This is a genomic window from Enterobacter sp. kpr-6 (assembly GCF_900116015.1).
Lineage (GTDB): Bacteria > Pseudomonadota > Gammaproteobacteria > Enterobacterales > Enterobacteriaceae > Enterobacter_D.
In genome coordinates, this window is record NZ_FOYH01000008.1 from 66695 (window position 1) to 80048 (window position 13354).

Genomic DNA, 13354 nt, shown 5'->3' on the forward strand with positions numbered 1-13354 from the left:
CTGTCGCAGTGCCGTAAGTTCTCTGTTCCCGTGCGGGATAATTGGTAGCGTTAGTTAAGCCGTTTACGTTACCCATAACAAATCAAAGGCCAGGTAAATCATGCCATTAGTCATTGTTGCTATCGGTGTCATCCTCTTATTACTGTTAATGATCCGTTTCAAACTGAACGGATTTATTGCCCTGATTCTGGTGGCGCTTGCCGTTGGGTTGATGCAGGGTATGCCCGTCGACAAAGTGATCGCCTCCATTAAAGCGGGCGTTGGCGGCACGCTGGGCAGTCTTGCGTTAATCATGGGCTTTGGCGCGATGCTCGGCAAAATGCTGGCCGACTGCGGCGGCGCACAGCGCATTGCCACTACGCTTATCGATAAATTCGGGCAAAAGTACATTCAGTGGGCGGTGGTGCTGACCGGGTTTACCGTTGGTTTCGCCCTGTTCTATGAAGTGGGATTTGTGCTGTTACTGCCGCTGGTGTTCACCATCGCGGCGAAAGCACGTGTACCGCTGCTGTACGTGGGTGTGCCGATGGCTGCCGCTCTGTCCGTGACGCACGGCTTCCTGCCGCCGCACCCAGGCCCGACCGCTATCGCCACCATTTTCCATGCCGATATGGGTAAAACCCTGCTGTACGGTACGCTGCTGGCGATCCCGACTGTCATCCTGGCCGGCCCGGTTTATGCGCGCTTTTTGAAAAATATCGACAAGCCGATCCCGGAAGGTCTGTATAACGCGAAAACCTTCACCGAAGCGGAAATGCCGAGCTTTGGCGTCAGCGTCTGGACATCGCTGGTGCCGGTGATCCTGATGGCGGGCCGCGCGATTGCAGAGATGGTGTTGCCGAAAGGTCATGCGATCCTGCCTTACGCTGAATTCCTCGGCGACCCGGTCATGGCAACGCTGATTGCGGTACTGATTGCGATCTTTACCTTTGGTCTGAACCGTGGCCGTTCCATGGACGAGATCACCGAGACGATTACTTCCTCGATTAAAATCATCGCCATGATGCTGCTGATTATCGGCGGTGGCGGTGCGTTCAAGCAGGTGCTGGTCGACAGCGGCGTGGATAAATACATTGCAGCGATGATGCACTCCACCAGCCTGTCACCGCTGTTTATGGCGTGGTCTATCGCAGCCGTACTGCGTATCGCGCTGGGTTCTGCGACCGTTGCGGCGATCACCGCTGGCGGTATTGCGGCTCCGCTGATTGCCACGACAGGCGTAAGCCCTGAGTTGATGGTGATTGCGGTAGGTTCTGGTAGCGTGATTTTCTCTCACGTGAACGATCCGGGATTCTGGCTGTTCAAGGAGTATTTCAACCTGACGATCGGTGAAACCATCAAGTCCTGGTCTGCACTGGAAACCATTATTTCGCTGTGTGGTCTGGTTGGGTGTTTGCTGCTGGGGATGGTGATTTAATTTCGTTACCCCCTCACCCCGGCCCTCTCCCTAAGGGAGAGGGAGAAGTCCAGCCAGTGCACAATTCGTCCCCTCTCCCTGAGGGAGAGGGAAGTCCAGCCGGTGCACAATCTGTCCCCTCTCCCTGTGGGAGAGGGTTAGGGTGAGGGGAAAACCACTCTACTTCTTCTTACCCGCCGCTTTCCGCCGTTTATCCAGATCCTTAATCAGCCTGTTCACCCCATCATCGGCAAACATCTGCTTCACCGTCGTGGACAACTTACGCCGCCAGTTTTTGTACTCGTAGCTGGTACCCGGAATGTTCACCGGGCCGGGCATATCCAGCCAGTCCTCCGGTTGCAGCCCAAGCAGCGCGCTATTACTGTCAGCGATATAGCGTTGCATTGCGCGGTTAAGCGTGGCGCTCATCGGCATTTTTGCCGCATTGCGCCCGGCGCGTTTTGGCAGACAGCCGTGCTGATGCAGAGCTTCCAGCAGCCCCTGCTTCGCCCTGTCGCGGTCCTGATACAACCCTTGCAGCACCTCTTCATCCGGGTACAGCCCCAGCGTCTTACCGAGCGTCAAATCTCCGGCTTCCCAGTACCCTCTGAGCGTCGGCAGATCGTGCGTGGTCGCCACCGCCATTGACTGAGCGGGCCAGGCTTCCGGCGCGCGGAAACCTTTGGCGGTATTTTCAAAATAGAGCACTTTGTAGGAATAAACGCCGCTGTCGCGCAGTTTGCTGACGATCTCGACCGGCACCGTCCCCAGATCTTCGCCGATGACCATGCACTGATGGCGCTGACTTTCCAGCGCGAGGATCGCCAGCAAATCGTCCACCGGATACTGCACGTAAGCGCCCTGGTCCGCGGTCTCGCCATAGGGGATCCACCACAGCCGCAGCATCGACATCACATGATCGATACGCAGCGCGCCGCAGCTTCGCATATTGGCGCGCAGCAGTTCGATAAACGGCGCATAGGCGCGGGCGGTCATCACATGCGGGTCCATCGGTGGCAGACCCCAGTTTTGTCCGAGCGGGCCGAGGATATCCGGCGGTGCGCCGACGGACGCTTTCAGGCAGTAGAGATCGCGGTCGCACCAGGTTTCCGCCCCGCCTTCTGCCACGCCGACCGCCAGATCGCGGTACAGCCCAATCGGCATTTCAAATTGCTGGCTGGTTTCCCAGCACCGGGCAAATTGCGTCGCCGCCAGCCATTGCAGCCACAGGTAAAAATTCACCTCGTCGGCAGACTCTTTACAGAAGCGTTTGACCTCCGGGCTGTCGGTACGCTGCAGCCCTTTCGGCCAGACCGGCCAGCCCCAGCGCAACTCATCTTCTTTCACCTGCTGAGCGTGCAGCGCATCAAAAGCGGCCTGCCAGTAGAGGCTTTCCCCGCCCTGCTGCACAAATTCCGCAAACGCCGCTTTTTGCGCGTCGTCGTCAGCACGGGTGACAAACACTTTCCACGCCATTTTCAGCGCCGCCATTTTCAGCGCGGCAACCGTGGCGTACTCCACCCACTCGCTGTCGCGCGCGGATTTCAGCGTTTGCTGCGTGGAAGGCATCTGCCACCACGCCTGCGCCTCTTCACTTTGCCGGAAATCTTCAACCGCATTCACGTCGATATAAATGACGTTCAGCCAGCGGCGTGACGACGGGCTGTACGGGCTGGCGCTTTCCGGGTTCGCCGGATAGAGCGCATGGATCGGGTTCAGGCCGATAAACGACCCGCCCCGCTTCGCCACATCGGTGAGCATGGCATTAAGATCGCCGAAGTCGCCAATGCCCCAGTTTTGTTCAGAACGCAGGGTGTAAAGCTGCACACACGCGCCCCAGATTTTTTTGCCTTCCAGCAGCGCTGCCGGTTCATAGCAGCGTTTCGGCGCGACGATCACCTGGCACTGCCAGCGATGCGCGTCCTGACTCAGCGTCAGCGAGTGGTAACCCGCAGGCAGTTTGGTCGGCAGGTTAAACGCCTTGCCGCCACTGGCTTTGCCTTTATGTTGCTGCCCTTCTTCGGTCGTCAGCGTCCAGGTAAATTCGCCGCTGCCGTCGAGGGGAAGCGGCATCTTTTTACCCTGGATAAACACCTTTACCGCAGGGATCGGTGCCGCTGCACCGCGCTTTTCGCTGCGGTGCATGGCGTCCAGCAAACGCTGCTTCGTGTCGGCTGCAATCGACTGCGGTTTGCCGTGAGCATTGATGTACTGAGGACTGATCCCCGCCGCCAGCGCGGCACTATCAAGACGTTTGCTTTCCATGGTTTTCCTTAACGTTTGGCCTGCCAGATACGCGACTGATAATCGCGAATAGAACGATCGGAGCTGAACATGCCGCAGCGCGCGGTATTCAGGATCGCCGCACGGGTCCAGGCGTCCTGATCGCGGTAGAGCACATCAACCTGCTTTTGCGCGTCCACATAGGAGGCAAAATCCGCCATCACCAGATAGGGATCGCCGCCCTGTTTGCCCATGCTGTGCAGCATCTGGTCAAACGCATGTTTATCGCCGTCGCTGTATTTGCCGCTCTCCAGTTCTTTGAGCACCGCATCCAGCACTTTATCTTTTTTGCGCCATTTCAGCGGATCGTAGCCCTTCGCTTTCAGCGCTTTCACCTCTTCAACGGTATGACCGAAGATGAAGATGTTTTCCTCACCGACTTTTTCCGCAATCTCCACGTTGGCACCGTCAAGCGTACCCACGGTGAGCGCGCCGTTGAGCGCCAGCTTCATGTTGCCGGTGCCGGACGCCTCTTTGCCCGCCGTCGAAATCTGCTCAGACACATCCGCCGCCGGGATCAGCATTTCAGCCGCCGAGACGCAGTAATCCGGCAGGAACACCACTTTCAGCTTGTCGCCAACCGCCGGATCGTTGTTGATCGCCTGCGCTACCTTATTAATGGCGAAAATAATGTTTTTTGCCAGGTAGTAGCCAGGGGCGGCCTTTGCGCCAAACAGGAATACGCGCGGCACGCGGTCGGCGGCCGGGTTTTCACGGATCTCTTTGTAGAGCGCCAGAATGTGCAGCAGGTTGAGGTGCTGACGTTTGTACTCGTGCAGGCGTTTGATCTGAATATCAAAAATCGCCTCCGGGTTAATCTCAATGCCGGTACGCATCTTCACAAACTCCGCCAGCCGCAGTTTGTTGTCCCGCTTGATGGCGCGGTACTGCTCGCGGAATTTTTTGTCGTCAGCGTACTTTTCCAGATTTTCGAGCTGGTCGAGATCGTTGGCCCACTCTTTTTTCAGCGTCTTATCCAGCAGCGCGGTCAGCAGAGGGTTGCAGTGCTTGATCCAGCGACGCGGCGTAATGCCGTTGGTGACGTTATGGAATTTGGTCGGCCAAAGCTGGTGATATTCCGGGAACAGATCTTTCACCACCAGATCCGAGTGCAGCGCGGCAACGCCGTTGACCGCAAAACCGCTGACCACGCAGAGATTCGCCATCCGCACCTGTTTGTTGTACACCACCGCCAGCTTCGCCCACACGGCGTTATCGCCCGGCCAGGTGTTATCGACCAGCGTTTTAAAGCGATTATTGATGGTGTGGATGATCTGCATGTGGCGCGGCAACAGCGCTTTGACCAGCTTCTCGTCCCAGCACTCCAGCGCTTCCGGCATCAGCGTGTGGTTGGTGTAGGCGAAGGTTTTGCTGGTGATGGCCCAGGCGTCGTCCCAGCTCATCTGGTGCTCATCGAGCAGCACGCGGAGCAGTTCAGGAATGGCGATGGTCGGGTGCGTGTCGTTAAGCTGAATGACTTCGAAGTCAGGCAGTTGCGCGAGTTTACGTCCGGCCTTGTGATGGCGGCGCAAAATATCGGCAATGGAGCAGGCGCACTGGAAATATTGCTGCATCAGGCGCAGGCGCTTGCCCGCCAGATGGTTGTCGTTCGGGTACAGCACTTTGGTCAGTTTTTCAGCGTCGATACCCTGCTGCTCAGCACGCAGGAAATCGCCGTCGTTGAATTTGGTCAGGTCGAACGGGTGCGCGTGCTTCGCCTGCCACAGACGCAGCGGCTGAGCGATGCTGTTCTTATAGCCGAGCACCGGCAGATCCCACGCCTCACCGGTCAGCATAAAGCCCGGTGTCCACTGCCCTTCTTTGCTGACTTTACCGCCGATGCCGACCTGCACATCCAGCGAGGCGTTATGACGGAACCACGGGTAGCTGCTGCGCTGCCAGTCATCCGGCGCTTCCTGCTGCTGCCCGTCGGCAAAAGACTGACGGAACAGACCGTACTGATAATTTAAGCCGTAGCCCGTCGCCGGTTGCCCGACGGTGGCCATCGAATCCAGGAAACAGGCTGCCAGTCGGCCAAGCCCGCCGTTGCCGAGCGCCGGGTCGATCTCTTCTTCCAGCAAATCGGTCAGGTTGACGTTGTGCGCCTTCAGCGCGTCGTTCACGTCCTGATACCAGCCCAGATTGAGCAGGTTGTTGCCCGTCAGACGACCAATCAAAAACTCCATAGAAATGTAGTTTACGTGGCGTTGCTGCTTCGCCTCTGATGCGGGGAATTGCACCGGCAGTAATTCAGCCAGCGCGCCGCTCACCGCCTGCCACCACTGATGGGAGGTCATTTCGTCGGCGGATTGCAGGCCAAAACGCTGCCATTGACGGGTCAGAGCAGCGGAAAAGTGTTCGGGATTAAAGGTAGGCTGAGCCATATGAAATTCTGATCCTGTAGGTAAAAACAACGTTAGCGCTAGTGTGCCTGGCCCGCCTCTGGACGTCCTCATCCCGGCAGGGATAAGGAAGGGAGGAGCAGCAGGGATGAGCCAAAAGTGTGATCACCGCCACTTAAAGTTAGCCGCTAAATTGCCAGTTACTCAAAAAAACATCGCGTCCTGCGCCTTTCTGGCAGCGTGCAATTGTGCAGTCACCGGATCACGATAACCACGAACGGTGTCAAATAAATGAAATGTGGTTTCATGAAAATCTCAAACTTTTTCATTAGAAGATACCGCTTGATATTATCTAAACAATTCCCAATGTTTCTGCGGGGATATTTCCCCTTGCTTTGAGAAACTATTTTTAAATAACCTTTACGTGCTCTGCGAGAGCGGAAAATAGCGTTTGACTTTTTGTTCAATTTCTCGGCAAGCCAGTCGTCACGCGGCCCGGCGCGCATTCCGGTAACCATTCATGAAAGTTATGAAAATGTGACATAGTGCAAAATGATCGTCGTAAAATTCGGACATAACTTGCAATAAAGTTCAATCTGACCGACCTTATTATTTATTAATTACGAAGCGCAAAAAAAATCGCCATTCCTCCGTTACCTCACAGTGAAGTGATTAACTATGTTGATTCCGTCTAAATTAAGTCGCCCGGTTCGTCTTGACCACACGGTGGTTCGCGACCGATTACTGGGTAAACTTGCCGGCGCGAACAATTTCCGGTTAGCGCTGGTCACAAGTCCCGCAGGTTATGGGAAAACTACGCTCGTTTCACAGTGGGCGGCAGGAAAAACCGATCTGGGCTGGTACTCCCTCGACGAAGGGGACAACCAGCAAGAGAGATTTGCCAGCTACCTGATTGCAGCCGTGCAGCAGGCGACCGGCGGTCATTGCGTCACCAGCGAGGCGATGGTGCAAAAGCGCCAGTACGCCAGCCTCTCTTCGCTTTTCGCGCAGCTTTTTATCGAACTGGCGCAGTGGCATCGTCCGCTGTATCTGGTCATTGATGATTACCATCTGATCACCAATCCGGTGATCCACGAAGCCATGCGCTTCTTTTTACGCCATCAACCGGAAAACCTCACCCTGGTGGTGCTGTCGCGTAATTTGCCGCAGTTAGGCATCGCCAATTTGCGCGTGCGCGATCAGTTACTGGAAGTTGGCAGCCAGCAACTCGCCTTTAACCATCAGGAAGCGAAACTCTTTTTCGATTGCCGTCTGGATTCGCCCATTGAGGCCGCCGAAAGCAGCCGCATGTGCGACGACGTCGCAGGCTGGGCGACCGCGCTTCAGCTTATCGCCCTCTCCGCCCGGCAAAATAACAGCGCCGCTCACCAGTCGGCCCGCCGTCTGGCCGGGATTAACGCCAGCCATTTATCGGATTATCTGGTGGATGAAGTGCTGGATAATATCGATCTCAGTACCCGCCATTTCCTGCTCAAAAGCTCGCTGCTGCGCTCGATGAACGACGCGCTGATCGTCCGGGTCACGGGCGAAGAAAACGGCCAGATGCGGCTTGAAGAGATCGAACGCCAGGGGCTGTTCCTGCAACGGATGGATGATTCCGGCGAGTGGTTCAGCTACCACCCGCTGTTCGGCAATTTCCTGCGCCAGCGCTGCCAGTGGGAACTGGCGACCGAACTGCCTGATATTCATCGCGCTGCGGCAGAAAGCTGGATGGCGCAGGGCTTCCCGAGCGAGGCCATCCATCACGCGCTGGCCGCAGGCGACGGCAATATGCTGCGCGATATTCTGCTGCATCACGCGTGGGGACTGTTTAATCACAGCGAACTGGCGCTGCTGGAAGAATCGTTAAAAGCGCTGCCGTGGGAAAGCCTGCTGGAAAACCCGCGTCTGGTGCTGTTACAGGCCTGGCTGATGCAAAGCCAGTACCGCTACAGCGAAGTGAACACGCTGCTGGCGCGCGCCGAGCAAGAGATGGACATAGAAATGGACCCGTCTCTGCACGGGGATTTCAACGCCCTGCGCGCCCAGGTCGCCATTAACTCCGGCGATCAGGCCGAAGCGGAGCGCCTGTCGATGGTTGCCCTCGCTGAACTGCCGCTCGCCAGCTACTACAGCCGCATTGTCGCCACCTCGGTACAGGGCGAAGTGCTGCACTGCAAAGGCCAGTTGACGGCCTCACTGACCATGATGCAGCAAACCGAGCAGATGGCGCGCCGCCACGATGTCTGGCACTACGCGCTGTGGAGCCTCATCCAGCAAAGCGAAATTCTTTTTGCCCAGGGCTTTTTGCAGGCCGCGTGGGAAACCCAGGAGAAAGCGTTTCAGTTGATCCACGAACAGCATCTGGAACAACTGCCGCTGCATGAATTTTTACTGCGCATCCGCGCGCAACTGTTGTGGGCGTGGGCGCGTCTCGACGAATCGGAAGCCTCCGCACGCGCCGGTCTGAACGTGCTTGCCGCCTACCAGCCGCAGCAACAGCTTCAGTGCCTGGCGCTGCTGGTGCAAAACTCGCTGGCGCGGGGCGATCTGGATAACGCCCGTAATCATCTTAACCGCCTGGAAAACCTGCTCAGCAACGGGCAGTACCACAGCGACTGGGTATCGAATGCCGATAAAGTGCGGGTGATTTACTGGCAAATGACCGGCGATAAAAAAGCCGCGACCCAGTGGCTGCGCCAGACGCCGAAACCAGAATTTGCCGACAACCATTTCCTGCAAAGCCAGTGGCGCAACATCGCCCGCGCGCAGATCCTGCTGGGTGAATTTAGCCCGGCGGAAATCGTCCTTGAAGAACTGAACGAGAACGCCCGCAGCCTGCGGCTGATGAGCGATCTGAACCGCAACCTGCTGCTGCTTAACCAGCTTTACTGGCAGGCGGGACGTAAAAACGACGCCCAGCGGGTGCTGCTCGAAGCGCTGTCGCTCGCCAACCGGACCGGGTTTATCAGCCATTTCGTGATTGAAGGTGAAGCGATGGCGCAGCAACTGCGTCAGTTAATTCAGCTTAACACGCTGCCGGAACTGGAAGGTCACCGCGCCCAGCGCATACTTCGCGACATTAACCAGCATCATCGCCACAAGTTCGCGCATTTTGACGAAACCTTTGTGGAACGGCTGCTGACCCACCCGGAAGTGCCGGAGTTGATCCGCACCAGCCCGCTGACGCAGCGCGAGTGGCAGGTACTGGGACTGATTTATTCAGGCTACAGCAATGAACAGATCGCCGGAGAGCTGGCCGTGGCTGCCACGACCATCAAAACGCATATCCGCAATTTGTATCAGAAACTTGGCGTGGCACACCGCCAGGACGCGGTTCAACACGCCCAGCAGTTGCTCAAAATGATGGGGTACGGGGTTTAACACAGCTCCAGTTGAATATTGTGCTGGCGGATGACGTCCAGCACGCCCGCAGGCGGCATCACGTCGGTGTAGACCGCGTTCACCATGTTGATGCTGCCCATGTTCACCATCGCGTTACGACCAAACTTCGAGTGGTCAACGACCAGCATCACGTGGCGAGAGTTTTCAATGATCGCCCGTTTGGTGCGCACTTCGTGATAATCAAACTCCAGCAGGGAACCATCGCTGTCGATGCCGCTGATGCCGAGGATGCCGAAATCCAGGCGGAACTGGGAGATAAAATCGAGCGTCGCTTCGCCAATAATGCCGCCGTCACGACTGCGTAGCTCGCCGCCCGCGAGGATGATGCGAAAATCCTCTTTCACCATCAGCGTGTTTGCCACGTTCAGGTTGTTGGTAACGATGCGCAGATTGCTGTGATCGAGCAGGGCATGCGCCACCGCTTCCGGCGTGGTGCCGATATCAATAAACAGCGTGGAACCATTCGGGATCTGGCTTGCCACTTTACGCGCAATACGCTCTTTTTCAGCGGTTTGCGTGGCCTTGCGGTCATGCCACGGCGTGTTCACGGAACTGGAAGGCAGGGCCGCGCCACCGTGATGGCGCAGGATCATATTCTGGTCGGCGAGATCGTTCAGATCGCGGCGAATCGTCTGCGGGCTGACGGCAAACTGCTCGACCAGCTCTTCGGTACTGACGTATCCCTGTTTCTTCACCAGCTCAATAATGGCGTCGTGGCGCTGTGTCTGTTTCATGTATTGTCTCTAAAATTTATGTTCGTTTTCGCACATTCTGCGTATCTGCGAACGCCATGGCGAGACCGACAATCAGACCGGTGACATGCGCGCCGTTGGCGATCGACATGCCAAACAGATCAAACCAACCGGCAATTAACCACACTAATGCGAAGCCTATCAAGCCACGGCGCATAAAAATGCCGCTTTGCGGGTCGCGCTCGCCCCGAAGCCAGACGTAGCCCATCAGCGCGTAGACCACGCCCGATAATCCCCCGAACCAGGGGCCGCTAAATTTGTGCTGAATAAATCCACTGAGCAAGGCGCTGATCACGGTGATAACAATCAGCTTGCCGCTGCCGAGGCGTTTTTCGACCGCTCCGCCGAGATACCACCACCACAGCAGGTTAAACAGGATATGCATAAAGGAGAAATGCATAAAAGCGTGGGTGAAATAGCGCCAGACATCGAAGCGCAGCGACGGATCGAAAGGCCACGCCAGCCAGACCATGACTGTCTGATCGCCCATCACATTCATGGCGATAAACACCAGCACGCACAGCGCGGCGACAACCCAGGTAAAGGGCCCGGCGCGCTCGCGCAAGGTGGTGATAAAAGGAAACTGGCGATAGCGCAACCCACTGTGGGTGCTTCCCGACTGCCAGCTTGCCGCGTGATAGCGCGGATGGCCGGGATCGTTCATGAAGGCTTGCAGTTCCGCCCGAACGCGGTCGGCCTGGCGTTCGTCAGCAAGCCAGACATCGGCTGTTTCATGATGCTGGATGGTCAGGATCACACCCTGAGTTTGCATATAATCCACAAACGCCTGAGCGACGCGCGGGTTTGTAAAAGAGGTGATCATTAGCATCGCAGGCGGTCACTTATTCCACATAAAAGAGGTCAGTATAGCCGTTTGTCGTTCTAAAGCGCACCGCGCGCGACTTCCGCCGGGAAATGGCGATGCCAGGCGTCAAAGCCGCCGTCTACGCTGTAGACCTCGTCGAAACCCTGCTGTAACAGGTACTGCGCCGCGCCTTTGCTGCTGTTGCCGTGGTAGCACATCACCATGACCGGCACGTCAAATTCGTTCTGCTGCATGAAGGTGCCGAGGGTATCGTTCGTCAGATGAAACGATCCCGGTGTGTGGCCCATCGCGTAGCTCTGCGGATCGCGAATATCCACCAGTACCGCCTGCTTCTGGTGCAGCTTCTGATGGGCTTCTTCTACGTTAATGCATTCAAACTGATCCATGGGGTTCTCTTTGGTTAATTGGCATGGGTACGCGTTTTTTTCCCCTCACCCTAACCCTCTCCCCATGGGAGAGGGCACGGATCGAGCGAGGACTCGCCTTCTCCCTCTCCCTATGTGAGAGGGGACAGATCGAGCGCGGACTCGCCTTTCTCCCTCTCCCTGTGGGAGAGGGCCGGGGTGAGGGGGAAAACCTGCAACCCGCGCACATTCTAACGATAAGTTTACGTCCTCACGGCAGGTAAACGCCATTATGTTATGCATATCACTCTAAATTGTTTTTTTGATGTTACCAAAAGCGCGTTCCTTTGCTATTATGAGCGATATCGAACATTTTTGAGCTTTTCCGAAAGTGCATGAGGTAAACATGGAAACCAAAGATCTGATTGTGATAGGTGGGGGCATCAACGGTGCCGGTATCGCGGCAGACGCCGCAGGGCGTGGTTTATCCGTGCTTATGCTGGAGGCTCAGGATCTGGCGTGCGCCACTTCGTCTGCCAGTTCAAAATTAATTCACGGTGGCCTGCGCTACCTTGAGCACTATGAATTCCGCCTGGTCAGTGAAGCGCTGGCCGAACGTGAAGTGCTGTTAAAAATGGCTCCGCACATCGCCTTCCCGATGCGCTTCCGTCTGCCTCACCGCCCGCATCTGCGTCCGGCGTGGATGATCCGCACCGGTCTGTTTATGTACGATCACCTCGGCAAGCGCACCAGCCTGCCCGGTTCAACCAGTTTGCGTTTTGGTTCAGAATCGGTGTTAAAACCGGAAATCATGCGCGGTTTCGAATATTCCGACTGCTGGGTAGACGATGCGCGCCTGGTACTGGCGAATGCGCAAATGGTGGTACGTAAAGGGGGCGAAGTCTTAACCCGCACCCGTGCAACCGCTGCGCGTCGTGAAAACGGCCTGTGGATTGTGGAAGCGGAAGACATCGATACCGGCGAGAAATATAGCTGGCAGGCGCGCGGTCTGGTGAACGCGACCGGCCCGTGGGTAAAACAGTTCTTCGACGACGGCATGAATTTGCCATCGCCTTACGGCATTCGCCTGATCAAAGGCAGTCACATCGTGGTGCCGCGCGTGCATACGCAAAAACAGGCCTACATCCTGCAAAACGAAGACAAGCGCATTGTGTTTGTGATCCCGTGGATGGACGAGTTTTCGATTATCGGCACCACCGACGTGGAATATAAAGGCGATCCGAAAAACGTGGGTATTGATGAAAGCGAGATCAATTACCTGCTGAATGTGTATAACGCGCACTTTAAAAAGCAACTGGGCCGCGATGACATCGTCTGGACTTACTCCGGTGTGCGTCCGCTGTGTGATGACGAGTCGGATTCCCCGCAGGCGATCACCCGTGATTACACGCTGGATATCCACGATCAGGACGGTAAAGCGCCGCTGCTGTCGGTATTTGGCGGCAAGCTGACCACCTATCGCAAGCTGGCTGAACATGCGATGGAGAAACTGGCGACCTATTACAACAATATCGGCCCGGCCTGGACCAAAGAGTGCGTGCTGCCCGGCGGAGACATCGGCGGCGCTCGGGAAGATTACGCAGCCAAACTGCGTCGTCGTTACCCGTTCCTGACCGAATCCCTGGCCCGCCATTACTCGCGCACGTACGGCAGTAATACCGAGTGGATCCTGGGTGAAGCCACCGCGATCGCTGATTTAGGCGAGGACTTTGGCCATGAATTTTACGAGGCGGAACTGAAGTATCTGGTCGAGCACGAATGGGTGCGCCGCGTTGATGATGCGCTGTGGCGTCGTACAAAACAGGGCATGTGGCTGGATGCCGCGCAGCAAAACCGCGTGGCGCAATGGCTGACGAATCATGCCAAGCGTGAGCTGTCGCTGGCGTCGTAATTGACACCCTCACCCCGGCCCTCTCCCTGAGGGAGAGGGAGGTTTGGTCCCCTCTCCCTCAGGGAGAGGGTTAGGGTGAGGGTGATTTTGCCCC

At 56.7% G+C, this 13354-nt stretch carries 8 protein-coding genes; 3 read left to right on the plus strand and 5 right to left on the minus strand.

What is annotated here, in order from left to right; all coding sequences use genetic code 11:
• The first annotated feature begins 100 nt into the window (after positions 1–100).
• The gene (gene gntT, locus BM373_RS17165) at positions 101–1417 is read left to right on the plus strand and encodes a gluconate transporter (RefSeq protein ID WP_090464076.1); all 1317 of its coding nucleotides are present in this window, start codon (positions 101–103) and stop codon (positions 1415–1417) included.
• Positions 1418–1576: 159 nt separating this feature from the next.
• Here the strand turns inward: gntT and malQ are convergent, their stop codons facing one another.
• Complete coding sequence (gene malQ, locus BM373_RS17170) at positions 1577–3661, minus strand: 4-alpha-glucanotransferase (RefSeq protein ID WP_090464080.1); 2085 nt, start codon at positions 3659–3661, stop codon at positions 1577–1579.
• A gap of 8 nt (positions 3662–3669) precedes the next feature.
• Positions 3670–6063, minus strand: a complete 2394-nt coding sequence (malP, locus tag BM373_RS17175) for a maltodextrin phosphorylase (RefSeq protein ID WP_090464083.1) — start codon at positions 6061–6063, stop codon at positions 3670–3672.
• A 636-nt stretch (positions 6064–6699) separates the two neighbouring features.
• On the opposite strand from malP, the gene malT reads away from it, so the two are divergent.
• Positions 6700–9405, plus strand: a complete 2706-nt coding sequence (gene malT, locus BM373_RS17185; protein WP_090464087.1) for an HTH-type transcriptional regulator MalT — start codon at positions 6700–6702, stop codon at positions 9403–9405.
• Here the strand turns inward: malT and BM373_RS17190 are convergent.
• From BM373_RS17190 to glpE, 3 genes are read right to left on the minus strand one after another with little or no spacing between them, the layout of a single operon-like run.
• A complete protein-coding gene (locus BM373_RS17190; RefSeq protein WP_090464090.1) occupies positions 9402–10160 on the minus strand; it encodes a DeoR/GlpR family transcriptional regulator in 759 nt (252 codons plus the stop codon). The genes malT and BM373_RS17190 overlap by 4 nt on opposite strands.
• Positions 10161–10176: 16 nt before the next feature.
• Positions 10177–11007, minus strand: coding sequence for a rhomboid family intramembrane serine protease GlpG (glpG, locus tag BM373_RS17195; protein ID WP_090464091.1), 831 nt, complete (start codon positions 11005–11007; stop codon positions 10177–10179).
• Between the two features lie 53 nt (positions 11008–11060).
• The gene (gene glpE / locus BM373_RS17200) at positions 11061–11390 is read right to left on the minus strand and encodes a thiosulfate sulfurtransferase GlpE (protein ID WP_090464093.1); all 330 of its coding nucleotides are present in this window, start codon (positions 11388–11390) and stop codon (positions 11061–11063) included.
• A gap of 364 nt (positions 11391–11754) precedes the next feature.
• On the opposite strand from glpE, the gene glpD reads away from it, so the two are divergent.
• Positions 11755–13260 (plus strand): glycerol-3-phosphate dehydrogenase, encoded by a 1506-nt coding sequence (glpD, locus tag BM373_RS17205; protein ID WP_090464096.1) that lies wholly within the window; start codon positions 11755–11757, stop codon positions 13258–13260.
• The last annotated feature ends 94 nt before the right edge of the window (positions 13261–13354 follow it).

Excerpts from the sequence above, each read along its gene's own strand:
- glpE (WP_090464093.1), bottom strand. The coding sequence starts at position 11,390 with ATGGATCAGTTTGAATGCATTAACGTAGAAGAAGCCCATCAGAAGCTG.
- malP (WP_090464083.1), bottom strand. The coding sequence starts at position 6,063 with ATGGCTCAGCCTACCTTTAATCCCGAACACTTTTCCGCTGCTCTGACC.
- gntT (WP_090464076.1), top strand. The coding sequence starts at position 101 with ATGCCATTAGTCATTGTTGCTATCGGTGTCATCCTCTTATTACTGTTA.
- malT (WP_090464087.1), top strand. The coding sequence starts at position 6,700 with ATGTTGATTCCGTCTAAATTAAGTCGCCCGGTTCGTCTTGACCACACG.
- glpG (WP_090464091.1), bottom strand. The coding sequence starts at position 11,007 with ATGCTAATGATCACCTCTTTTACAAACCCGCGCGTCGCTCAGGCGTTT.
- BM373_RS17190 (WP_090464090.1), bottom strand. The coding sequence starts at position 10,160 with ATGAAACAGACACAGCGCCACGACGCCATTATTGAGCTGGTGAAGAAA.
- glpD (WP_090464096.1), top strand. The coding sequence starts at position 11,755 with ATGGAAACCAAAGATCTGATTGTGATAGGTGGGGGCATCAACGGTGCC.
- malQ (WP_090464080.1), bottom strand. The coding sequence starts at position 3,661 with ATGGAAAGCAAACGTCTTGATAGTGCCGCGCTGGCGGCGGGGATCAGT.